37 protein-coding genes are annotated in these 21131 nt (G+C 33.5%); all 37 read left to right on the top strand.

The window, feature by feature from the left end:
• The coding region (locus tag ACWI69_RS02030) for an EF-Tu C-terminal domain-related protein (protein WP_448820188.1) at window positions 1-182 on the top strand (182 nt) is incomplete at its 5' end.
• A gap of 206 nt (window positions 183-388) precedes the next feature.
• Window positions 389-700: a 30S ribosomal protein S10 gene (rpsJ, locus tag ACWI69_RS02025; RefSeq protein WP_023050803.1), complete on the top strand. Its 312-nt coding sequence runs from the start codon at window positions 389-391 to the stop codon at window positions 698-700.
• Between the two features lie 174 nt (window positions 701-874).
• Window positions 875-1501, top strand: a complete 627-nt coding sequence (rplC, locus tag ACWI69_RS02020; protein WP_448820187.1) for a 50S ribosomal protein L3 — start codon at window positions 875-877, stop codon at window positions 1499-1501.
• A 30-nt stretch (window positions 1502-1531) separates the two neighbouring features.
• Window positions 1532-2164: a 50S ribosomal protein L4 gene (gene rplD, locus ACWI69_RS02015; protein WP_448820186.1), complete on the top strand. Its 633-nt coding sequence runs from the start codon at window positions 1532-1534 to the stop codon at window positions 2162-2164.
• Complete coding sequence (rplW, locus tag ACWI69_RS02010) at window positions 2164-2451, top strand: 50S ribosomal protein L23 (protein WP_023050806.1); 288 nt, start codon at window positions 2164-2166, stop codon at window positions 2449-2451. The genes rplD and rplW overlap by 1 nt, the downstream gene beginning before the upstream one ends.
• A gap of 91 nt (window positions 2452-2542) precedes the next feature.
• Window positions 2543-3373, top strand: coding sequence for a 50S ribosomal protein L2 (rplB, locus tag ACWI69_RS02005; RefSeq protein WP_448820185.1), 831 nt, complete (start codon window positions 2543-2545; stop codon window positions 3371-3373).
• Window positions 3374-3397: 24 nt separating this feature from the next.
• Entirely contained in the window at window positions 3398-3679 is a 282-nt protein-coding gene (gene rpsS, locus ACWI69_RS02000; RefSeq protein WP_448820184.1) for a 30S ribosomal protein S19, read from the top strand.
• Between the two features lie 47 nt (window positions 3680-3726).
• A complete protein-coding gene (gene rplV, locus ACWI69_RS01995) occupies window positions 3727-4059 on the top strand; it encodes a 50S ribosomal protein L22 (RefSeq protein WP_023050809.1) in 333 nt (110 codons plus the stop codon).
• Window positions 4060-4074: 15 nt separating this feature from the next.
• On the top strand, window positions 4075-4731 hold the full coding sequence (rpsC, locus tag ACWI69_RS01990; RefSeq protein ID WP_448820183.1) for a 30S ribosomal protein S3: 657 nt from the start codon (window positions 4075-4077) through the stop codon (window positions 4729-4731).
• A gap of 2 nt (window positions 4732-4733) precedes the next feature.
• Window positions 4734-5156, top strand: a complete 423-nt coding sequence (rplP, locus tag ACWI69_RS01985) for a 50S ribosomal protein L16 (protein ID WP_023050811.1) — start codon at window positions 4734-4736, stop codon at window positions 5154-5156.
• A complete protein-coding gene (gene rpmC / locus ACWI69_RS01980) occupies window positions 5156-5338 on the top strand; it encodes a 50S ribosomal protein L29 (RefSeq protein WP_023050812.1) in 183 nt (60 codons plus the stop codon). Before rplP ends, rpmC begins: the two co-directional genes overlap by 1 nt.
• A gap of 50 nt (window positions 5339-5388) precedes the next feature.
• The gene (gene rpsQ, locus ACWI69_RS01975; protein ID WP_023050813.1) at window positions 5389-5640 is read left to right on the top strand and encodes a 30S ribosomal protein S17; all 252 of its coding nucleotides are present in this window, start codon (window positions 5389-5391) and stop codon (window positions 5638-5640) included.
• A gap of 34 nt (window positions 5641-5674) precedes the next feature.
• A complete protein-coding gene (rplN, locus tag ACWI69_RS01970) occupies window positions 5675-6043 on the top strand; it encodes a 50S ribosomal protein L14 (protein ID WP_023050814.1) in 369 nt (122 codons plus the stop codon).
• Between the two features lie 22 nt (window positions 6044-6065).
• A complete protein-coding gene (gene rplX / locus ACWI69_RS01965) occupies window positions 6066-6407 on the top strand; it encodes a 50S ribosomal protein L24 (RefSeq protein ID WP_320313940.1) in 342 nt (113 codons plus the stop codon).
• Between the two features lie 18 nt (window positions 6408-6425).
• Window positions 6426-6977: a 50S ribosomal protein L5 gene (rplE, locus tag ACWI69_RS01960; protein WP_448820182.1), complete on the top strand. Its 552-nt coding sequence runs from the start codon at window positions 6426-6428 to the stop codon at window positions 6975-6977.
• 22 nt (window positions 6978-6999) lie between these two features.
• A complete protein-coding gene (gene rpsN / locus ACWI69_RS01955) occupies window positions 7000-7287 on the top strand; it encodes a 30S ribosomal protein S14 (protein ID WP_448820181.1) in 288 nt (95 codons plus the stop codon).
• A gap of 23 nt (window positions 7288-7310) precedes the next feature.
• Window positions 7311-7706 carry a 30S ribosomal protein S8 gene (rpsH, locus tag ACWI69_RS01950; RefSeq protein ID WP_297431503.1) on the top strand — a complete coding sequence of 132 codons (396 nt, stop codon included), beginning with the start codon at window positions 7311-7313 and terminating at the stop codon, window positions 7704-7706.
• Window positions 7707-7724: 18 nt separating this feature from the next.
• Window positions 7725-8261: a 50S ribosomal protein L6 gene (gene rplF, locus ACWI69_RS01945; protein ID WP_448820180.1), complete on the top strand. Its 537-nt coding sequence runs from the start codon at window positions 7725-7727 to the stop codon at window positions 8259-8261.
• Between the two features lie 47 nt (window positions 8262-8308).
• Window positions 8309-8677: a 50S ribosomal protein L18 gene (gene rplR / locus ACWI69_RS01940; protein ID WP_448820179.1), complete on the top strand. Its 369-nt coding sequence runs from the start codon at window positions 8309-8311 to the stop codon at window positions 8675-8677.
• A gap of 24 nt (window positions 8678-8701) precedes the next feature.
• Window positions 8702-9202, top strand: a complete 501-nt coding sequence (gene rpsE, locus ACWI69_RS01935; RefSeq protein WP_023050821.1) for a 30S ribosomal protein S5 — start codon at window positions 8702-8704, stop codon at window positions 9200-9202.
• Window positions 9203-9215: 13 nt separating this feature from the next.
• Complete coding sequence (rpmD, locus tag ACWI69_RS01930) at window positions 9216-9398, top strand: 50S ribosomal protein L30 (RefSeq protein WP_023050822.1); 183 nt, start codon at window positions 9216-9218, stop codon at window positions 9396-9398.
• A gap of 3 nt (window positions 9399-9401) precedes the next feature.
• Window positions 9402-9881: a 50S ribosomal protein L15 gene (gene rplO, locus ACWI69_RS01925; protein WP_448820178.1), complete on the top strand. Its 480-nt coding sequence runs from the start codon at window positions 9402-9404 to the stop codon at window positions 9879-9881.
• Window positions 9882-9918: 37 nt separating this feature from the next.
• Entirely contained in the window at window positions 9919-11199 is a 1281-nt protein-coding gene (gene secY / locus ACWI69_RS01920; protein ID WP_448820177.1) for a preprotein translocase subunit SecY, read from the top strand.
• Between the two features lie 65 nt (window positions 11200-11264).
• On the top strand, window positions 11265-11906 hold the full coding sequence (locus ACWI69_RS01915; protein ID WP_448820176.1) for an adenylate kinase: 642 nt from the start codon (window positions 11265-11267) through the stop codon (window positions 11904-11906).
• Between the two features lie 25 nt (window positions 11907-11931).
• Entirely contained in the window at window positions 11932-12699 is a 768-nt protein-coding gene (gene map, locus ACWI69_RS01910) for a type I methionyl aminopeptidase (protein ID WP_448820175.1), read from the top strand.
• 91 nt (window positions 12700-12790) lie between these two features.
• Window positions 12791-13009, top strand: a complete 219-nt coding sequence (infA, locus tag ACWI69_RS01905) for a translation initiation factor IF-1 (protein WP_040407300.1) — start codon at window positions 12791-12793, stop codon at window positions 13007-13009.
• 28 nt (window positions 13010-13037) lie between these two features.
• A complete protein-coding gene (gene rpmJ, locus ACWI69_RS01900) occupies window positions 13038-13151 on the top strand; it encodes a 50S ribosomal protein L36 (protein ID WP_040407302.1) in 114 nt (37 codons plus the stop codon).
• A gap of 154 nt (window positions 13152-13305) precedes the next feature.
• A complete protein-coding gene (rpsM, locus tag ACWI69_RS01895; protein WP_448820174.1) occupies window positions 13306-13662 on the top strand; it encodes a 30S ribosomal protein S13 in 357 nt (118 codons plus the stop codon).
• A gap of 55 nt (window positions 13663-13717) precedes the next feature.
• Window positions 13718-14107: a 30S ribosomal protein S11 gene (gene rpsK, locus ACWI69_RS01890; protein WP_023050829.1), complete on the top strand. Its 390-nt coding sequence runs from the start codon at window positions 13718-13720 to the stop codon at window positions 14105-14107.
• A gap of 61 nt (window positions 14108-14168) precedes the next feature.
• Window positions 14169-14756, top strand: a complete 588-nt coding sequence (rpsD, locus tag ACWI69_RS01885; RefSeq protein ID WP_448820173.1) for a 30S ribosomal protein S4 — start codon at window positions 14169-14171, stop codon at window positions 14754-14756.
• Between the two features lie 26 nt (window positions 14757-14782).
• Window positions 14783-15760: a DNA-directed RNA polymerase subunit alpha gene (locus ACWI69_RS01880; RefSeq protein ID WP_448820172.1), complete on the top strand. Its 978-nt coding sequence runs from the start codon at window positions 14783-14785 to the stop codon at window positions 15758-15760.
• A 24-nt stretch (window positions 15761-15784) separates the two neighbouring features.
• Complete coding sequence (rplQ, locus tag ACWI69_RS01875) at window positions 15785-16135, top strand: 50S ribosomal protein L17 (protein WP_023050832.1); 351 nt, start codon at window positions 15785-15787, stop codon at window positions 16133-16135.
• A 229-nt stretch (window positions 16136-16364) separates the two neighbouring features.
• On the top strand, window positions 16365-16565 hold the full coding sequence (locus tag ACWI69_RS01870) for a cold-shock protein (protein WP_448820171.1): 201 nt from the start codon (window positions 16365-16367) through the stop codon (window positions 16563-16565).
• A gap of 105 nt (window positions 16566-16670) precedes the next feature.
• Entirely contained in the window at window positions 16671-17267 is a 597-nt protein-coding gene (coaE, locus tag ACWI69_RS01865) for a dephospho-CoA kinase (protein WP_448820170.1), read from the top strand.
• Window positions 17264-19414, top strand: coding sequence for a peptidase U32 family protein (locus ACWI69_RS01860; protein ID WP_448820169.1), 2151 nt, complete (start codon window positions 17264-17266; stop codon window positions 19412-19414). Before coaE ends, ACWI69_RS01860 begins: the two co-directional genes overlap by 4 nt.
• Window positions 19415-19912, top strand: coding sequence for a phosphatidylglycerophosphatase A family protein (locus ACWI69_RS01855; protein WP_448820168.1), 498 nt, complete (start codon window positions 19415-19417; stop codon window positions 19910-19912).
• A gap of 13 nt (window positions 19913-19925) precedes the next feature.
• Window positions 19926-21131 carry a CinA family nicotinamide mononucleotide deamidase-related protein gene (locus tag ACWI69_RS01850; protein ID WP_448820167.1) on the top strand — a complete coding sequence of 402 codons (1206 nt, stop codon included), beginning with the start codon at window positions 19926-19928 and terminating at the stop codon, window positions 21129-21131.

The following is a 21131-nucleotide window of genomic DNA, read 5'->3' as shown; positions in this document are numbered from 1 at the left end:
CAACAGATATAACAGGAGCAATCAACTTACCTGAGGGAGTAGAGATGGTAATGCCAGGAGACAACATTGAGATGACAGTGGAGTTAATTCACCCAATCGCAATGGAGCCGGGATTAAGATTTGCGATCAGAGAGGGAGGAAGAACAGTAGCTTCTGGAGTTGTTGCAGAAATTACTAAGTAATCTTACTTAAAATTTAAGTGAAATTTAGTTCATGTAAAAGGGGACTTAGTCCCCTTTTATATTTTGAAAAAAGCTAGATAAAAAAACTTTTAAATAAAAATAAAAAACATTTGCTTTTTATAAAAAATATGATATAATTATCAGAGTGTACAAAAGAATTATTTGATTCTTTTAATCGAAACTTTTAAGGAGGTGCGAAAAGTAAAATGGCTTCTAACAAGTTAAGAATTTACTTAAAAGCTTATGATCACACTTTATTAGATCAATCAGCTAAAAAAATAGTAGAAGTAGCAAAGAAATCTGGAGCAGAAATTGCAGGACCTATGCCACTACCTACAAAGATTAAAAAATATACTGTACTAAGATCAGTACACGTAAACAAAGACTCGAGAGAGCAATTCGAGATGAGAGTGCACAGAAGAATGGTAGAGATTAAAAACTCTAACCCTAAGACAATTGCTTCTTTAACAGCAGTTAACTTACCAGCTGGTGTTGGAATCGAAATAAAGCAAGCATAATTGACTTGATTAAAGAGATTCTGAGAAAAAAGCAGACGGCTGATTTTCGGGTAATTTGATGCTAATTAAATTATCCTTACAGAATAATACAAGTTGGCGTTTTTTTAAAGAAAAAGTGGTGGAACCACGAGGGCAAGTTGTCAACCAATATATTATTTGATGGAGGTAAAACACATGTCAGGAATTTTAGCAAAAAAAATTGGAATGACTCAAATTTTCGAAGATGGAAAATTTATTCCAGTTACAGTTGTTGAAGCTGGACCTAACTATGTTCTTCAAAAGAAGACTGTAGAGAACGATGGATACTCAGCTTTACAATTAGGATTTGACGAGAAAAAAGAAAAAAATACTACAAAGCCATTAATGGGAATTTTTAACAAAGCTGGTGTAAAGCCGTTAAGATTTGTTAAAGAGTTAAAAGTTGATTCAGTAGAAGGAATCGAACTTGGACAAGAGATTAAAGTAGACACTTTAGCAGAGGTTGCTTTCGTAGACATTACAGGAACTTCAAAAGGTAAAGGAACATCAGGGGTTATGAAGAGACATAACTTCAGTGGAAACAGAGCTTCACACGGTGTATCTAGAAACCACAGACTTGGAGGATCTATAGGAATGTCGTCTTGGCCTGGAAAAGTTCTTAAGAACAAAAGAATGGCTGGACAATACGGAAATACAACTGTAACAGTTCAAAACTTAAAAATTGTTAAAGTTGACGCAGAAAACAACTTACTACTAATTAAAGGTGCAGTACCTGGTCCAAAGAACGGATATATCGTTGTTAAACCAGCTGTAAAAAAATAATTAGTTAGTAGATGAGGAAGGAGGAAAATAATGGCAGTTTTAAACATATATGACTTAGCAGGAAACCAAACTGGTACTGTAGAAGTTAAAGATTCTGTATTCGGAATCGAGCCTAATCAAGCAGTATTACATGAAGTATTAACTGCGGAATTAGCAGCTGCTAGACAAGGAACTGCAGCTACTAAAACTAGAGCTATGGTTAAAGGTGGAGGAAGAAAGCCTTTCAAACAAAAAGGAACTGGAAGAGCTAGACAAGGTTCTATAAGAGCTCCACACATGGTAGGTGGAGGAGTAACATTTGGACCACAACCAAGATCATATGAAAAGAAAGTAAATAAAAAAGTAAGAAATCTTGCTTTAAGATCAGCACTTTCTGCGAAAGTTGCTGCTGGAGAAATCTTAGTTCTAGATGGAACTATTGAAACTCCAAAAACTAAAACAATAATCGCTTTAACTAATGCTTTATCAGCAAATACAAAGCAATTATTTGTTGTAAATGACCTTGCTACAGAAGCTGATTACAATTTATATCTATCAGCTAGAAACTTAGAGAACGCAGTAGTTCTTCAACCAAATGAGATTGGAGTTTACTGGTTATTAAAGCAAGAGAAAGTTATCGTAACTAAGGAAGCGTTAACGACAATCGAGGAGGTGCTTGCATAATGACTGCTTACGATATCGTAAAGAAGCCTGTAATCACTGAGAAAACTGAGATTTTAAGAAGAGATTACAACAAGTACACATTTGAGGTAAGTCCTAAAGCAAATAAAGTTGAGATCAGAAAAGCTATCGAGACTATATTTAACGTAAAAGTTGAATCTGTAGCTACAATCAATGTAAAGCCAGTTACTAAAAGACATGGAATGAAACTTTACAAGACTCAAGCTAAGAAAAAAGCTATTGTTAAATTAGCTGCTGGAAACACAATAACTTACTTCGCAGAAGTATAATTGAAAGATAATTAAGAGGTTTAGTTCTTTATATAATAAAAGGATAAAGCTAAAGATAATTATAGGTCAGGAAATTTTGGAGGTTAACAAAATGGCAATTAGAAAGTTAAATGCTATAACTAATGGTACTAGACATATGTCTAGATTAGTTAACGAAGATTTAGATAAAGTTAGACCTGAAAAGTCTTTAACTACTCCATTAAAATCTGCTTATGGTAGAGATAACTATGGACACAGAACTTGTAGAAATAGAGACAAGGGACACAAAAGACTTTACAGAATCATTGACTTTAAGAGAAATAAATTAGATGTACCTGCAAAGGTAGTATCACTAGAGTACGATCCAAATAGAACTGCAAATATTGCATTACTATCGTACGCAGACGGAGAGAAGAGATATATTCTTGCTCCAAAGGGACTTAAGAAAGGTGATATCGTAATGGCTGGTTCAAATGCTGAAATAAAGCCAGGAAATGCTCTTAAATTAAGAGAGATGCCTGTTGGATCACAGATACACAACGTTGAGTTACAAAGAGGAAAGGGTGGACAATTAGTTAGATCTGCAGGAACTGCAGCAAGACTAGTTGCAAAAGAAGGAACTTACTGTCACGTACAGTTACCATCAGGTGAGTTAAGATTAATTCACGGAGAATGTATGGCAACAATTGGTGAAGTAGGAAACTCTGAGCACAGCCTAGTATCACTAGGTAAAGCTGGAAGAAATAGACACAAAGGAAGAAGACCTCACGTAAGAGGATCTGTAATGAACCCTTGTGATCACCCACACGGTGGAGGAGAAGGTAAAGCTCCAGTTGGAAGAAAATCTCCTATGACTCCTTGGGGTAAACCAGCTCATGGTGTTAAAACAAGAGGAAGAAAAACTTCAGACAAGTTTATCGTAAGAAGAAGAAACGAAAAGTAATTTTCGAGAGGAGGCTAATAGGTAATGGCTAGATCATTAAAAAAAGGACCTTTTTGTGACCACCACTTAATGAAAAAAGTTGAGGAAGCAGTAGCTACTGATAATATAAAAGCGGTAATAAAGACTTGGTCTAGAAGATCAACAATATTCCCTAACTTTATAGGATTAACATTTGGTGTTTACAATGGTAAAAAGCACATACCAGTTCATGTAACTGAGCAAATGGTTGGACATAAACTAGGTGAGTTTGCACCAACTAGAACATACTATGGTCACGGTGTAGACAAAAAGAAAAAGAAAAAATAATCGATTTTAAATTAATAAATTGATAGTAGGAAAAGGAGGTTGGACTAGTGGAAGCTAGAGCAATAACTAGATTCGTAAGATTATCTCCAAGAAAAGCTAGACTTGTAGCAGACTTAGTGAGAGGAAAATCAGCATTAGAAGCTTTAGATACGTTAGAGTTTACTAACAAAAAAGCGGCTAGATTTATAAAGAAAACACTAGCATCAGCAATTGCTAATGCAACTAACAACTTCAATATGGATGAGGAGAAGTTAGTAGTATCAACTATAATGATAAACGACGGACCAGCGCTTAAGAGAATAATGCCAAGAGCGATGGGAAGAGCAGATATAATAAGAAAACCAACAGCACACATTGTTGTGGCAGTGTCTGAAAAGTAGTAAGGAGGTAAGACTGTGGGACAAAAAGTAGACCCTAGAGGACTGAGACTTGGAATAACAAGAACTTGGGATTCTATCTGGTATGCAGATAAAAAAGAATACGCAAAGTTCTTCCATGAAGATACAAAGATCAGAGAAATGATCAAAAAGAACTACTTCCACGCGGGAATTTCGAAGGTAAAGATCGAGAGAACTTCTCCATCACACGTTGTAGTTTTAATATACACAGCTAAAGCTGGAATAATCATTGGAAGAAAAGGTTCTGAAATAGAATCATTAAGAGCTAAACTTGAAGCAATGACTGGAAGAAAAGTTACAGTTAAAGTTCAAGAGGTTAAAGAGTTTAATAAAGATGCAACTTTAGTTGCAGAAAATATAGCTACATCTATCGAGAAAAGGGTAGCTTACAAAAGAGCAGTTAGCCAAGCTGTTATGAGAGCAATGAAAGCAGGAGCAAAAGGAATCAAAGTTATGGTTTCTGGAAGATTAAATGGTGCTGAAATCGCAAGATCTGAATGGGTAGTAGAAGGAAAAGTGCCTCTACATACATTAAGAGCAGACATTGACTACGCTACAGCTACAGCTCATACAACATATGGAGCTCTTGGAATCAAGGTTTGGATCTTCCACGGTGAAGTACTTCCAACTAAGAAGGAAGGAGGGGAAGCGTAATCATGTTAATGCCTAAAAGAACGAAACATAGAAAAATGTTTAGAGGAAGAATGAAGGGTACAGCTCAAAGAGGTAACACTGTTGCTTTCGGAGATTACGGATTACAAGCCCTTGAACCAGCATGGATAACAAACAGACAGATTGAATCTTGTAGAGTTGGAATCAACAGAACATTCAAAAGAGAAGGTAAAACTTTTATAAGAATATTCCCAGATAAGCCAATTACTGCTAGACCAGCTGGAGTAAGAATGGGTAAAGGTAAAGGAAACGTAGAAGGTTGGGTAGCAGTAGTAAAACCTGGAAGAATAATGTTCGAGGTATCTGGTGTTACTGAAGAAAAAGCAATAGCAGCTTTAAGAAAGGCTTCTATGAAACTTCCTATTAGATGTAAGATTGTAAAAAGAGAGAATGGTGGTGAGAACTAATGAGAGCTAAGGAAATAAGAGAAATATCTACTGAAGACTTAGTAGTAAAGTGTAAAGAGCTTAAGGAAGAACTTTTCAACCTAAAGTTTCAACTTTCATTAGGACAAGTAACTAACACTGCTAAGATTAGAGAAGTAAGAAGAGAGATCGCAAGAATAAACACTATATTAAACGAAAGATAATTAAATCTTAAAGTTAAGATATGGATTCTTAAGAAGAGGAGGTCAAAATCTTGAGAAACGAGAGAAAAGTAAGAGAAGGAATCGTTGTTTCTGATAAGATGGACAAGACGATAGTTGTTGCTATCGAAACAATGACATTACACCCAATCTACAAAAAAAGAGTTAAAAAGACTATGAAGTTCAAAGCACATGACGAGAACAACGTAGCTCAAACTGGAGATAAAGTAAGAATCATGGAAACTAGACCATTATCTAGAGATAAGAGATGGAGACTAGTTGATATTATAGAGAAAGCTAGATAATAATCCAAATTATTGTTGAGAGGAGGATAATTTAATGGTACAACAACAAACTATCCTTAATGTTGCTGATAACTCAGGGGCTAAAAAACTTATGGTTATAAGAGTTCTTGGAGGATCTAGAAGAAGATTCGGAAGAATCGGTGACATTGTTGTGGCATCAGTTAAGGAAGCAATACCTGGTGGAAACGTTAAAAAAGGAGACGTAGTAAAAGCAGTTATTGTTAGAACAAGAAAAGAATTAAGAAGAGAAGATGGATCATATATTAAATTTGATGATAACGCAGCAGTTATCTTAAATAATAACAATGAACCAAAAGCAACAAGAATATTCGGACCAGTTGCAAGAGAATTAAGAGCTAAAGACTTCATGAAGATAGTTTCACTAGCTCCAGAAGTAATATAATTGAGAGAGGAGGCTAATTGTCGTGGCTAAACCTAAGATTAAATTTGTACCAGAGTCATTACATGTAAAAACTGGAGATACAGTTTACGTAATATCTGGAAAAGATAAAGGAAAAACAGGTAAGGTTTTAAAAGTATTCCCTAAAAAAGGAAAAATTGTTGTTGAGAATATCAACATGGTAACAAAACATATGAAACCTTCACAAATAAACCCACAAGGTGGAGTTGTAACTAAACCAGCTCCAATGTTCTCTTCAAAAGTAATGTTATTTGATGAGAAAGCTGGTAAACCAACAAGAGTTGGATACAAGTTTGTGGACGGAAAAAAAGTAAGATACTCTAAAGTATCTGGAGAAACTTTATAAGAGAGGAGGAGAACGTAAGTGTCTAAATACGTTTCTAGATATCACAAGTTATATAACGAAACAATAGTTACTAACTTAATGAAAGAGTTAGGATTATCTAACGTTATGGAATGTCCAAAATTAGACAGAATCGTTGTTAACATGGGAGTTGGAGAGGCAACTCAAAACTCTAAGTTAATCGATGCTGCAATGGCTGATTTAGCAATAATCACAGGACAAAAGCCAGTTGTAAGAAAAGCAAAAAAATCAGAAGCTGGATTTAAGTTAAGAGAAGGAATGCCAATCGGTGCAAAAGTTACTTTAAGAAAAGAGAGAATGTACGATTTTCTAGATAGATTAGTAAATGTAGTTCTTCCAAGAGTAAGAGACTTCGAAGGAGTTCCAGCGGATTCATTCGACGGAAGAGGAAACTACTCTTTAGGATTAAGAGATCAATTAGTTTTCCCTGAGATCGAGTTTGATAAAGTTGACAAGCTTTTAGGAATGTCTATCACTATAGTATCTTCAGCTAAAACAGATGAAGAAGGAAGAGCTTTACTTAAGGCATTCGGAATGCCTTTCAAAAAGTAAATAGTGAGGAGGTTAATAATAAATGGCTAAAAAGTCAATGATCGCTAGAGAAGTAAAAAGAGCAACTTTATGCGATAAATATGCTGAAAAGAGAGCTGAACTGAAGAAGAGAATCAATGAGGGAGATATGGAAGCTATGTTTGAGCTGAACAAATTACCTAAGAACTCTTCAGAAGTTAGAAAGAAAAATAGATGTCAATTAGATGGAAGACCAAGAGGATTCATGAGAGAATTCGGAATTTCGAGAGTTAAGTTCAGACAATTAGCAGGTGCTGGACTTATTCCAGGTGTGAAGAAGTCATCTTGGTAATTGATGAAAGGAGGATTTAATAGATGTTTTTAACAGATCCAATTGCAGATATGTTAACAAGAGTTAGAAATGCAAATGCGGTAATGCATGAGAAAACAGATGTTCCTCACTCTAACATAAAAGAGAGAATCGCTGAGATTTTAAAAGAAGAGGGATATATTTCTAACTATAAAATTGTAACAGATGGAAATAAAAAGAATATAAGAGTATATTTAAAGTATGATGGAAAAGAAAGAGTAATCAAAGGAATCAAGAGAATATCTAAGCCAGGAAGAAGAGTTTATTCTTCTGTAGAAGATATGCCAAGAGTATTATCAGGTTTAGGAATCGCTATTGTTTCAACTTCTAAGGGAATCGTAACGGATAGAACTGCTAGAAGAGAGAACATGGGTGGAGAAATTCTTGCATTCGTTTGGTAATAACTAGGAGGTAGCCATATGTCAAGAGTAGGTAAAAAGATCATAGTGGTACCTGCTGGGGTAGAAGTTACATTAGCTGCAGGAAACGTAGTTACTGTAAAAGGACCTAAAGGTACTTTAACTAAAAAATTTAATGATGAGTTAACAATAAATATAGAGAATAATGAAATTACAGTTGCAAGACCAAACGATTTACCAGCTGTAAGAGCTATACATGGAACTACAAGAGCACTTATAAACAACATGGTTGTTGGAGTATCTGAAGGTTTCAAGAAAACTCTTACACTTGTTGGAGTTGGATATAGAGCTACTGAAAAAAATGGTGGATTAGAGATGGCTTTAGGTTATTCTCATCCAGTTGTAATCAATTCTGTTGAAGGGATTAAAATGACAGTTGATAAAAATACAACTATCCACATTGAGGGAATAGAAAAAGATGTAGTGGGACAAGTTGCTGCTGACATCAGATCTAAGAGAGCTCCAGAGCCTTATAAAGGAAAAGGAGTTAAGTATTCTGACGAAATAATCAGAAGAAAAGAAGGTAAGAAATCATAATACTAATTAGAAAATATTAGTATGCTGAGAATAAGGAGGTTAAAAAGTTGTTTAAGAGAGTTAATAGAGACGCTATTAGAAGAAGAAAGCACTTAGCTATCAGAAATAAAATTTCTGGTACGGCTGAAAGACCAAGACTTTCTATATATAGATCAAACAACAACATTTTTGCTCAATTAGTTGATGACGTAAATGGAGTAACTTTAGTTTCTGCATCTACTATCGATAAAGAGATCAAAGGAAATGTAAAGCACGGTGGAAACATCGAGTCTGCTAAGCTTGTTGGAAAAGCAATTGCTGAAAGAGCTGTAGCAAAAGAAATATCTGTTGTAGTATTTGACAGATCTGGATATAAATACACAGGAAGAGTAGCTGCCCTTGCAGAGGCTGCAAGAGAAGCAGGACTTAAATTCTAATTCTTGTAGAGAGGAGGACTTCACTTGTCTAAGTTAGTTAAAGAAGAAAAACAATTTCAAGAGAAATTATTGAAAATTTCTAGAGTTTCTAAGACAACTAAAGGAGGAAGAACTATATCTTTCTCTGTTTTAGCTGCTGTAGGAGACGCTGAAGGGAACGTAGGAATAGGACTAGGAAAAGCGAATGGTGTACCTGATGCAATCAGAAAAGCAATCGCTTCTGCTAAGAAAAATATGGTAAAGGTTTCATTAAAAGGAACGACTATTCCTCACGAAATAGTTGGTAAATGGGGAGCAACATCTATATGGATGGCACCAGCTTATGAAGGTACTGGAGTTATCGCAGGATCATCTTGTAGAGAGATTCTTGAGTTAGCAGGAGTACATAACATCCTTACAAAAATTAAAGGATCAAGAAATAAGTTCAACGTTGCAAGAGCTACAATTGAAGGGTTAGCAGCACTAAGAACTGCTGAAGAAGTTGCAGCTTTAAGAGGAAAAGAAGTAAAGGAAATCTTAAGCTAGGAGGTAAAAAAAGATGGCAAAGCTTAGAATAGAGCTTGTAAAAAGCATAATCGGAAGAAAGCCTAACCATATAGCAACTGCAAAGTCGCTAGGGCTTAAGAAGATGAATGATGTTAGAGAGCACAATGTAACTCCAGAGTTAATGGGAAAAATTGCTCAAATATCTTACCTAATAAAAGTAGAGGAGGTGCAATAATCAATGAAATTAAATGAATTAAAGCCTTCTGTACCAAGAAAAGCTAGAAAAAGAATAGGAAGAGGAGAGTCTTCTGGATTAGGAAAGACTGCTGGAAAAGGAAGCAATGGTCAAAACTCTAGAGCTGGAGGAGGGGTAAAACCTTACTTCGAGGGTGGACAAATGCCTTTATATAGAAGAACTCCAAAGAGAGGATTCTCTAACGCAATATTCAGAAAAGATTATGCAATAATAAATTTATGTGATTTGAATAGATTCGAAGAGGGAACAGAAGTAACTCCAGAGTTATTAGTAGCTGCTGGTGTTATCAAAAAAACTCTTGCTGGAATCAAGGTTTTAGGGAATGGAGAGCTAGAAAAGAAAGTATCTATCAAAGCTCACAAAGTTTCTGCTTCTGCGAAAGCAGCTATTGAAGCAAAAGGTGGGTCTGTAGAGATTCTTGAAGTTAAAACTTTTGCTGATGTAGCAAAAAATAACAAGTAATTAAAAGACTAGTTATTTCAATGTGAGGTGAAGAATTTTGGGTTTAATTGAAAAGTTTGAAACGAAGCTTAGAGGTATATTTAAAATTCCGGAACTGAGAGAGAGAATCATCTTCACCTTATTAATGTTCCTAGTAGCTAGGGTAGGGACATACATCCCTGCTCCTGGTGTGGACATTGATCGTTTAGCTCAAATGACTGCGCAAAGTGACTTACTAGGATATATTAATATGTTCTCAGGTGGGGCTTTCCAAAGAGTATCAATATTTGCATTGGGGATTGTACCTTATATCAATGCCTCAATTGTATTTAGTTTACTTGCTGTAATTATTCCTAAACTTGAAGAGATTCAAAAAGAGGGAGAATCAGGAAGAAATAAGATTACTCAATGGACTAGATATCTAACGATTGTAATAGCGGTGGTCCAAGGAATTGGAGTGTGTGCTTGGCTACAATCGGTAGGATTAGTAACAACACCAGGGTTTAATTTTTTCTTAACAACAATAACAACTTTAACGGCAGGAACAATATTTTTAATGTGGGTAGGAGAACAAATATCTATCAAAGGTATAGGTAATGGAGTTTCACTACTAATATTTTTAAACGTTATTTCAGGAGCCCCTGGAGCTGTTATTCAAACTATACAAGATATGAGAGGGAGTAAGTTTCTTATTCCTGTTTTGTTATTAGTGGGAGTTGCTGCAGTTGTAACAATTGCGGGAATTGTTGTATTCCAATTAGGACAAAGAAAAATACCAGTTCACTACGTAGGAAGAGGATTTGCTGGAAATAATGGAATGGGTCAGAACTCGTATATTCCATTGAAGCTGAATACTTCGGGTGTAATGCCTGTAATCTTTGCTTCAGTGGTGATGATGATACCTTCTTTAGCAGTAAGCATGCTTCCTGGAGAGTTTCCTGGAAAGGTAATACTTGCTAGAATATTTGGTGACCAGCATCCTGTATATTTAATACTATATGCTGCTGTAATTATATTCTTCTCGTTTTTCTATACTTCAATAGTTTTCGATCCTGAAAAGGTTGCAGAGAATTTAAAACAGGGTGGAGGAACGATTCCAAGTATTAGACCTGGAGCAGATACGGCTGATTATCTTGAAGGAGTTGTAACTAGAATAACTTGGGGTGGAGCTATATTTTTAGCTTTTATCGCAATCGCACCTATGGTACTATTTAAAACTTTTGGGCTACCAATATTCTTTGGTGGAACGGGGATAATAATAGTAGTAGGGGTAGCACTAGATACTGTACAACAGATAGATGCTCACCTTATCATGAAAGAGTATAAGGGATTTTTATAAAATCTTTGGCACGGCATATGTCGTGCCCTTTTTATTTATTTTATTTGAGTAGAGGAGATGAAGTAATGAATATAATGTTATTTGGAGCACCTGGTGCTGGAAAAGGAACACAAGCAAAATTCATAATTGAAAAGTATGGAATTCCACAAATTTCAACAGGAGATATATTAAGAGCTGCGATATCCAATGGAACTGAAATGGGATTAGAAGCTAAAAAATTTATGGATGAAGGGAAGTTAGTTCCAGATTCAACTATTATAGGGATAATAAGAGATAGATTATCACAAGAAGATTGTAAAAAAGGTTTTATTTTAGATGGATTTCCAAGAACATTAAATCAAGCAGAAGCACTAGAGGTATTATTAAAAGAGTTAAATATGAAGTTAGATAAAGTTATTTCTCTAAATGTTCCAGATGAGTTAATAGTTGATAGAGTAGTTGGAAGAAGGGTTTGTCCAAGTTGTGGAGCAACTTATCACGTTAAAAATAATCCACAGAAAATTGAAGGAAAGTGTGACTATTGTGGAACAGATTTAATAATAAGAAAAGATGATAATAAAGAGACAGTGGAAAAAAGACTGGCTGCATATCATGAACAGACAGCTCCGCTATTTGATTTTTACTCTGAAAGAGGAGTGATGGTAGAGCTAGATGGAACTAAAGAGATAGATGAGATTGCAAAAGAGATATTCAATATTTTAGGATAATTTTAGAAACTGGAAAGGAAAATTTATGGTTATAATAAAAACTAGAGAAGAGATAGAAAAAATAAAAAAACCATGTCAATTAATAGCAAGACTATATAAAGAATATCTACCAAAATATATTAAACCTGGTATTTCAACATATGAATTAAATAAGGTTATTGAAGATTATTTAATTGAAAATGGAGCTGAACTGGCAACAATAGGTGTTGGTGGACCAATAAATCCTTATCCAGCAGGTTCTTGTATATCTGTAAACGAAGAGGTAGTACATGGAGTTCCAAAAAGCAGTAGAATTCTTCAAAATGGAGATATAGTAAGTGTTGATGTGGTGGCAAGAATGGATGGATTTTATGGTGATTCAGCAATAACCTATCCAGTTGGTGAAATTGATGAAGAGTCACAAAAATTGATTGATGTCACTAGAGAAGCAAGAAGAATTGGAATTGAAGAAGCAGTTGCAGGAAATAGACTTGGTGATGTTGGAAACGCAATTCAAAAATATGTTGAGTCAAATGGATTTACTGTAGTTAAAGATTTTGCTGGGCACGGAGTAGGAAAAGCTATGCACGAAGATCCTTGTATTCCAAACTTTGGTAGAAAAGGAAGAGGAATAAAAATTGAAGAAGGAATGGTTTTGGCTATAGAGCCAATGGTCAATGTTGGAACTTACAAAGTGAATATAACTGATGATGGATGGACAGTGGTAACAAAAGATGGGAAGCGTTCAGCTCACTTTGAACACACTGTTGCCATAATAGATGGAAAACCTGTTGTTTTAACTGAGCTAGATTAATAAAAATAACAATAAAAATGTTAAAAATTAGCTAGACTTTTTGTAAAATAAATGTTAAAATGATATGAATTTCTGTTCGATAGGAGGTAGTATGTCGAAAAAGGATGTTATCGAATTAGAAGGAACTATATTAGAGGCCCTTCCAAATGCGATGTTTAAAGTTGAATTAGAGAATGGACACACAATTTTAGGGCATATCTCTGGTAAAATGAGAATGAATTATATCAAAATTTTACCTGGAGACAAAGTAACGGTACAAATTTCTCCGTATGATTTATCTAGGGGAAGAATAGTATACAGAAAAAAGTAAAGTTATGATCACGAGAGGAGGTAATTAAGTGAAAGTAAGAGTATCAATTAAGCCTATTTGTGACAAATGTAAAGTTATCAAGAGACACGGGAAAATCAGAGTAATCTGTGAAAACCCTAAGCACAAACAAGTACAAGGATAACTTGAAAAGTTTTGCAAACTAGTACTGACATGGGAAGTACTGTAAAGGTATGTTAGGCTGTAGAGCTAGTACTCGAAAGAGGCATACCGAAGAAAGTCTTAGTCAGTTAATATACTGACGGATATATAAAATTTTCGGAAGAGGAGGAAGAATTTTGGCTAGAATCGCAGGAGTAGATATTCCTAGAAACAAAAGAGTAGAAATTGCTCTAACTTACGTTTATGGAATTGGAAAACCAACTTCACAAAGAGTATTAACAGAAGCAGGAGTGAACTTTGACACTAGAGTAAAGGATTTAACTGAAGAAGAATTAAACAAAATCAGAGCCATTGTTGAAACTATCAAGGTAGAGGGAGATCTAAGAAAAGAGATCAGACTTGCAATCAAAAGACTTATGGACATCAGATGTTACAGAGGTTCAAGACATAAGATGAACTTACCAGTAAGAGGACAAAAGTCAAAAACAAATGCAAGAACTAGAAAAGGACCTAAAAAACCTATAAAAAGATAGTTAAAAGCTAATTGTAGTATAAAGAACGGAATTTTATCGTAAGGAGGTAGCTAAATTGGCTAAGAAGAAAGTAGCTAAAATCAAGAAGAAATTGAAAAATATTCCTAACGGAGTAGCTCATATACACTCAACTTTCAATAACACAATAGTAGCAATTACTGATGTGGAAGGTAAAGTAGTAAGCTGGAAATCAGGAGGAACTTCTGGATTCAAGGGAACTAAAAAAGGAACTCCATTTGCAGCTCAAATCGCAGCAGAGCAAGCAGCTCATATCGCAATGGAAAACGGAATGAAGAAGGTTGAAGTAAAAGTGAAAGGACCTGGATCAGGTAGAGAAGCATGTATCAGATCTTTACAAGCGGCAGGATTAGAGGTTACAAAGATAACTGATGTAACTCCAGTTCCACACAACGGATGTAGACCACCAAAAAGAAGAAGAGTGTAATACACTTTTCTGAGCTCATTATCGTAGAAATTTATTAAGTGTAAGGAGGAACAATAAAGAGATGGCAAGAAATAGACAACCTGTTTTAAAGAAATGTAGAGCTCTTGGAATTGATCCAGTTATTTTAGGAGTTAACAAATCTTCTAATAGAGGGCCAAGACCAAATGCAAACAAAAAGCCTACAGAGTATGCAATTCAGTTAAATGAAAAGCAAAAAGCTAAATTTATATACAATGTAATGGAGAAGCAATTCAGAAAATTATATGAAGAGGCTTCAAGAAAGGATGGAGTTACTGGTTTAACTTTAATCCAATATTTAGAAAGAAGATTAGAGAACGTAGTTTACAGACTAGGATTCGCTAAAACTAGAAGACAAGCTAGACAAATCGTGTCTCATGGACATATTGCTGTTAACGGAAGAAGAGTTAACATTGCATCTTATAGAGTAAAAGCAGGGGATGTAGTTTCTGTAATTGAGAACTCAAAGAACATTGAGTTAATCAAATCTGCAGTAGAAGAGAAGACAGTTCCAGCATGGTTAGAGTTAGATAAAGCTAACTTCGCAGGAAAAGTTCTTCAGAACCCAACTAAAGACGATTTAGACTTTGATCTAAACGAAGCTTTAATAGTTGAGTTCTATTCAAGATAATAAATCCTTTGACAGGAGTTGATTAAATGTTAAAAATAGAAAAACATGCTAAGGGCATTAACATTACCGAATTAAGAACAAGTGACTTTTCAGGTCAATATGTTATAGAACCTTTATATAGAGGATATGGACATACAATTGGTAATGCTTTGAGAAGAGTTTTACTATCATCTATACCTGGTGCTGCCATTAAAGGAGTTAGAATTGATGGAGTACTAAGTGAATTTTCAGTTATGGAAGGTATAAAGGAAGCTGTAACTGAAATAATGCTAAATGTAAAAGAGGTAGTAATAAAGGCAGAAACTGCTGGAGAAAGAAAAATGACTCTTTCTGCAAAGGGACCTAAGACTGTTACAGCTGCTGATATAATACCAGATATCGGATTAGAGATTGTAAATCCAGATCAAATCATATGTACATTGACTACAGATAGAGAGATTGATATGGAATTCATAGTTGATACTGGTGAGGGATTTGTTGTTGCTGAAGAGATAGAGAAAAAAGATTGGGCTGTAGATTTTATAGCAGTTGATGCTATATATACACCAATTAGAAAAGTATCATACTCAGTGCAAGACACAATGGTTGGAAGAATGACTGATTTCGATAAGTTAACTTTAAATGTCGAGACAGATGGAAGTGTTGAAATAAGAGATGCTATCTCTTATGCAATAGAGCTTCTAAAGTATCATTTAGATCCGTTCCTTGACTTAGGAAATAGAATGGACCACTTGAGAATAGATCTTGAGGAAGAGGAGGAAACTCCTACATCAAGTGCTAAAGCTGATGATGTATTAAATACAAGAATAGAAGAGTTAGATTTAACAGTTAGATCATTTAACTGCTTAAAGAAAGCTGGCATAGAGGAAGTTGGGCAGTTGGCAAGAATGTCAATGAACGAACTTCTAAAAATAAAGAATCTAGGAAGAAAATCACTAGATGAGATCCTTGAAAAGATGAAAGAACTTGGGTTCGATCTAAATGGAAATGGATCTATAGAATAATTAGATAAGGAGGCTAACTGACTAATGAACCACAATAAATCATATAGAAAGTTAGGGAGAAGAGCTGACCATAGAAAAGCTATGTTAATGAACTTAACAATATCTCTAATTTTATCAGATAGAATAGAAACTACTGTTACTAGAGCAAAAGAGCTTAGAAAGTTTGCTGAGAGAATGGTTACTCTTGGTAAAAAAGGAACTCTTGCACACAGAAGACAAGCTTTCGCTTTCTTAAGAAGCGAAGAGGCTGTAGCTAAGTTATTTAATGATTTAGCACCTAAGTATGCTGAGAGAAACGGTGGATACACAAGAATCATCAGAACTTCTGTAAGAAAGGGAGATTCTGCTGAGATGGCAATAATTGAGTTAGTATAATTCTAATTCGTTTGGAAAGAGGACTACATTGTAGTTCTTTTTTTTTATTAAAACAGTATAACTATAAATAGGTAAAAACTATTTTTATATTTTATTATTGTATACAAAATATTTTTTTTCTTCAAGAAACAAACAAAATGTATTGCAAATTAAAGGTGTTTGCTGTATAATATAACCATAAAGTGCCTAGGGGGACTTATATATACTTATATATTATTTGGAGGTTAAAATGTTAAAAGGAACTGTAAAATGGTTTAACAAGGAAAAAGGATTTGGTTTTGTAACGTGTGAAGAGGGGAAAGATTATTTCGTACACTTTACTGGAATTGTAGGAGAAGGTTTTAGAACTTTAGAAGAGGGTCAAAATGTTTCGTTTATCGTGGAAGATGGAAATAAAGGACCAATAGCTAAAGAGGTAACTGCAGCTTAATATAGATATGAAACCAAGGGTGAAATATTAATTTCACTCTTTTTTTTATAAAAAAAATTAGAAAATGTGTTAGAATATAGTATATTCTATTTTAAGGAGATGGCAATGATACTAGGATTGACTGGTGGTATAGGAAGTGGAAAATCTACAGTTAGTAAAATCTTTTTATCTATGGGAATTAAAGTTTTTGATGCAGATTTAATAGCTAAAGATATTTTAGAAACTGAAGAAGTAAAAGAGGAAATAAAAGAAAAACTAGGAAAAGAGTTTATAAACTTGAAAAGTAATTCTGTAGATAAAAAGTTATTAAAAAAAGAGATTTTTAACAATCCAAAAAAATTGGAAGTGTTAAATGGAATAGTTCATCCCAAAGTTGTTGATATCTATAGAAAAGAATACTTAAAATTTAAAGATATAAAAGAGATTGTAATTTTTGATGTACCATTGCTATTTGAAGTTAAATTGGAAAAATATTGTGATAAGGTAATAGTTGTGGATATAGACCCTGAAGTTCAGATAGAAAGAATTAGAAAAAGGGATAATATAGATATTGGTTTGATAAAAAAAATAATAGGTACTCAGATACCTAGAGAGAATAGAAATTTAAAAGCGGATATTGTAGTTGAAAATAATGGAACTTTAGAAGAGTTAAAACAAAAAATAAAAGAAATAATCAATGAGATAGAAAGAGGAAAAGTATGAAAATAGTTGCTCCAGCAGGAAGTATTGAAAGATTTTATGCCGCAATAAAAGCCGGTGCGGATGAGATATATATGGGATTAAAAGGTTTTGGTGCAAGAAGAAATGCAGTAAATTTAACTTTAGAAGAATATAAAGAGGCACTGGATTATGCACACGCAAGAGGAGTAAAAGTATTTCTAACATTGAATACAATTATGATGGATGTGGAGATAGAAGCCATAGCTACAAATTTAGGGGAACTTTATAAATATGGATTGGATGCAGTTATTGTTCAAGATTTTGGATTAGCAGAGTTCATAAAAATTAATTTTCCAGAGTTGGAATTACATGGCAGTACTCAGATGACTGTAGCAAATCATGTAGAAGCAAATTATTTAAAATCTATAGGCTTTGAAAGAGTAGTTTTACCTAGAGAGTTAACTTTTGAGGAGATAAAGAAAATAAGAGAAAAAAGTGATATTGAATTGGAAATATTTGTTTCAGGGGCTCTATGTATATCCTATTCAGGGAATTGCTATATGAGTAGTTTTATAGGTGGACGTAGTGGAAATAGGGGGATGTGTGCTCAGCCATGTAGGAAAAAGTATATATCTGATGGAAATGATGCAGGATATGCTTTAAGTCCAAAAGATCAATTATATGGATATGAGGAGATTCAAAAACTAAAAGAGATTGGAATAGATAGTATTAAATTAGAAGGAAGGATGAAAGAGCCAAACTACGTATTTCAAACTGTGAGTTACTATAAAGAATTAATCGATGGAAATAATGTTGAAGAGAAAAGCTCACAGATATTTAATAGAGGATATAGCACTGGATATTTCTATAAGAATAGAGAAAATATAATGAATAAAAATTTTGCAAGTCATTTAGGGAAAAGAATTGGAGAACTAAATGGAAAGGAGGTTAAATTAGAAGAAAAAATAATTTTAGGAGATGGGATAACTTTTTTATCACAAAATTATGAAAAAATTGGTGGAACTTATATAAATAGAATAGATACTAAATTTGAAAAAAATAAGAGAGAAGCTAGTGTGGGTGAAACTTTAATATTAAAAGATTTTCCAAAAGGAACAAAATATATATTCAGAAACTACTCCAAAGAAATTAATGATTTGATTGAAATAAAAATGAAAACAATGGATAAAAAACATGGTGTAAATATAGAGTTTCGAGGAAAAATAGGAGAGAAGGTTAAAATTACAGCTTCAACACTGAACAATAAGCTTGAAATGATAAGGGTATCATTAGAAAGTGAAAATATAGTAGAGCGAGCTAAAAATAAAGAAACAACAGAGAATGCTATAAAGGAAAAATTGCTGGAAATAGGGGATACAACATTTGTTGGTTTTATAAAAAGTATAGATATTGATGAGGGTATATTTTTACCGATCTCCATTTTAAAACAGTTAAAAAGAGATGCTATGAAAATGCTTTTAGATAGATTGATATTAAGTTATAGAAGAGACAATGAATCTGAATTAGTAAAATTGGTTAGGAAAGAACCAATTGAAAAAAAGAGTATACTGTCTGCAATAGTTTCGACAAATGAACAAAAAGTTGTTTTAGAGGAGTGCGGAATAGAAAAAATATACTTTAAAGGTTATGATGTAGCAAGAGAAGAAAATATAGAAAAAATAGATACATCAAATAAGATGGCAACTAATCTATATCAAGTTTTAGAAAATAAAAATACGAAAGTAACTTTGGGATGGAATTTTAATATTTCAAATCGTTACGCATTTAAGCATTTTTCTAGTATAGAAAAAATAGATACAATCGTAATATCTCCAGAAATTAGTTATAGAAGACTTGAGGAGATAGGAGAAACAGATGTAAAGAAAGCGATTTTAGCCTATGGTAGACCAAGAGCTATGTATACTGAATTATCTTTAGGTGATGAGGAGGTAAAGATTATTGAGAATGAACAGGGAGACAAGTTCACAATAGTAAAAAATAATATAGGGAATAGTGAAATTTATTTGGAAAAGCCATTAAATATATTGAAAGATAGAAAATATTTAGAAAAAATTGGAATTTCAGAATTAGTTTTAGAATTTACAACTGAAACAGCTACAGAGATAAGAGATATTTTAAATGGAAAAGGAACGTATAGACCATATAACTATGAGAAGGGAGTGTTTTAATTGAATAGAAAGGTAGTTAAAAATTTAGCAACAGTATTTGGATTAGGGGAGATGCCAATAGCTCCAGGAACTTTTGGGACTTTAGGAGGAGTTCCTGTATATATCGGGTTAGTGCTTTTAAAAAAAATTTTTCCTAATAATATGATATATAATTCATTTTATTTTATGTTCTTAATGACTTTTTTTGCAATCTCTGTCTATATTTGTGATATAGCAGAAAGAGAGATTTTTAAAGAAAAAGACCCACAAAAAGTTGTGATTGATGAAGTACTAGGATTTTTAACAACACTTTTTTTAATCAATCCAGTGGGTATATTCCAAACGAGTATGGCTATAGTAATAGGATTTGTAATTTTTAGATTCTTCGATATAACTAAGATAGGTCCAATTCATAAATCACAGTTTTTTGGACATGGAATTGGCGTGGTTTTAGATGATTTTTTAGCTGGAGTCATTGGAAATTTTTTAATGGTTTGCATTTGGACGATATTCTTCTAAAGAGGTAGATAAAATGAGATGTACTTTAATATTAGTTGGAACGGAGCTTTTAAATGGAGCAACTTTAGATACCAACAGTGTATTTATGGCTGAAGAATTAAATAAAGTTGGGATAAAAATTGACCTTAAATTAACAGTTGGAGATTCATTAGAAAGTATAGAAAAAGCATTAAAGTTTGCTAGAGAAACAAGTGAGTTGATAATATTATCTGGTGGGTTAGGTGCAACAGATGATGATTTAACTAAAGAGGCGATAAAAAATTTTTTAGATAAAAAACTTATAGTAGATGAGAGTGAATTAGAAGAATTAAAAGCAAAGTTTAGAAGATTAAACATTCAATTTTTGGACAAAAATTATAAAGAGGTTGAAAAACCCGAAGGGGCAATATCAATAAAAAATGACGTAGGAATGGCACCAGCATTTTTTGTTGATGGAATTGTAGCATTTCCGGGAGTACCAAAAGAGTTATACAATATGTTTCCGAAATTTTTAAAGTTTTATACAGAAAAATTTTGTCCAGACTTGGACCCTATTTACATTAAGGATTTAATAGTTTCTGGGATTCCAGAGTCAATACTTGAAGAGAAAATTAAAGAGTATTTTATTGATCCAAATATAGAATATGAATTTTTAGTGAAAGATTATGGTATAATAGTTAGAATGCAAACTTCAAATGAACATAAAATCGCAGTAGAAAAAATTAAGGAAAAGATATATAATAGTGTAGGAAAGTACATATTAGGCGAAGATAAAGAAAAAATCGAAGAAAAAATTTTTAATCTTTTAAAGAAGAAAAATTATTCACTTTCTGTGGCAGAGTCATGCACAGGTGGAATGTTATCTTCAACAATTGTTACAGTACCGGGAATATCAAAGTATTTTCAAGAGGGAATAGTAACATATAGTAATGAATCAAAGATAGATAGATTAAAAGTAGATAGAAATTTAATAGAGAAATATGGAGCTGTCAGTAAAGAAGTAGCGGAAAAAATGGTAAGCGGATTAACAACCGATATAGGAATTTCTACAACTGGAATTGCAGGACCTGATGGTGGAACAAAGGAAAAACCTGTAGGATTGGTTTATATTGGAGTTAAAGTTCAAGATAAAATAGTAAGCTTTAAGTTCAATTTCACAGGGGATAGGGAAAAAATAAGAAAAAAAGCAGTTCTCCATAGTCTATTTGAACTATATAAAATCTTAGAGGAGGATGAGTAA

It is taken from the genome of Cetobacterium sp., from assembly GCF_977044495.1.
The sequence above is the reverse complement of the archived record's forward strand: the minus strand, read 5'-3'. Positions and strand labels throughout refer to the sequence as shown.

Bases quoted from the DNA above. Each gene is read 5' to 3' on its own strand.
- rpsJ (WP_023050803.1), top strand. From the start codon at position 389: ATGGCTTCTAACAAGTTAAGAATTTACTTAAAAGCTTATGATCACACT.
- rplC (WP_448820187.1), top strand. From the start codon at position 875: ATGTCAGGAATTTTAGCAAAAAAAATTGGAATGACTCAAATTTTCGAA.
- rplD (WP_448820186.1), top strand. From the start codon at position 1,532: ATGGCAGTTTTAAACATATATGACTTAGCAGGAAACCAAACTGGTACT.
- rplW (WP_023050806.1), top strand. From the start codon at position 2,164: ATGACTGCTTACGATATCGTAAAGAAGCCTGTAATCACTGAGAAAACT.
- rplB (WP_448820185.1), top strand. From the start codon at position 2,543: ATGGCAATTAGAAAGTTAAATGCTATAACTAATGGTACTAGACATATG.
- rpsS (WP_448820184.1), top strand. From the start codon at position 3,398: ATGGCTAGATCATTAAAAAAAGGACCTTTTTGTGACCACCACTTAATG.
- rplP (WP_023050811.1), top strand. From the start codon at position 4,734: ATGTTAATGCCTAAAAGAACGAAACATAGAAAAATGTTTAGAGGAAGA.
- rpmC (WP_023050812.1), top strand. From the start codon at position 5,156: ATGAGAGCTAAGGAAATAAGAGAAATATCTACTGAAGACTTAGTAGTA.
- rplN (WP_023050814.1), top strand. From the start codon at position 5,675: ATGGTACAACAACAAACTATCCTTAATGTTGCTGATAACTCAGGGGCT.
- rpsN (WP_448820181.1), top strand. From the start codon at position 7,000: ATGGCTAAAAAGTCAATGATCGCTAGAGAAGTAAAAAGAGCAACTTTA.
- rpsH (WP_297431503.1), top strand. From the start codon at position 7,311: ATGTTTTTAACAGATCCAATTGCAGATATGTTAACAAGAGTTAGAAAT.
- rplF (WP_448820180.1), top strand. From the start codon at position 7,725: ATGTCAAGAGTAGGTAAAAAGATCATAGTGGTACCTGCTGGGGTAGAA.
- rpmD (WP_023050822.1), top strand. From the start codon at position 9,216: ATGGCAAAGCTTAGAATAGAGCTTGTAAAAAGCATAATCGGAAGAAAG.
- rplO (WP_448820178.1), top strand. From the start codon at position 9,402: ATGAAATTAAATGAATTAAAGCCTTCTGTACCAAGAAAAGCTAGAAAA.
- ACWI69_RS01915 (WP_448820176.1), top strand. From the start codon at position 11,265: ATGAATATAATGTTATTTGGAGCACCTGGTGCTGGAAAAGGAACACAA.
- map (WP_448820175.1), top strand. From the start codon at position 11,932: ATGGTTATAATAAAAACTAGAGAAGAGATAGAAAAAATAAAAAAACCA.
- infA (WP_040407300.1), top strand. From the start codon at position 12,791: ATGTCGAAAAAGGATGTTATCGAATTAGAAGGAACTATATTAGAGGCC.
- rpsD (WP_448820173.1), top strand. From the start codon at position 14,169: ATGGCAAGAAATAGACAACCTGTTTTAAAGAAATGTAGAGCTCTTGGA.
- ACWI69_RS01880 (WP_448820172.1), top strand. From the start codon at position 14,783: ATGTTAAAAATAGAAAAACATGCTAAGGGCATTAACATTACCGAATTA.
- rplQ (WP_023050832.1), top strand. From the start codon at position 15,785: ATGAACCACAATAAATCATATAGAAAGTTAGGGAGAAGAGCTGACCAT.
- ACWI69_RS01870 (WP_448820171.1), top strand. From the start codon at position 16,365: ATGTTAAAAGGAACTGTAAAATGGTTTAACAAGGAAAAAGGATTTGGT.
- coaE (WP_448820170.1), top strand. From the start codon at position 16,671: ATGATACTAGGATTGACTGGTGGTATAGGAAGTGGAAAATCTACAGTT.
- ACWI69_RS01860 (WP_448820169.1), top strand. From the start codon at position 17,264: ATGAAAATAGTTGCTCCAGCAGGAAGTATTGAAAGATTTTATGCCGCA.
- ACWI69_RS01850 (WP_448820167.1), top strand. From the start codon at position 19,926: ATGAGATGTACTTTAATATTAGTTGGAACGGAGCTTTTAAATGGAGCA.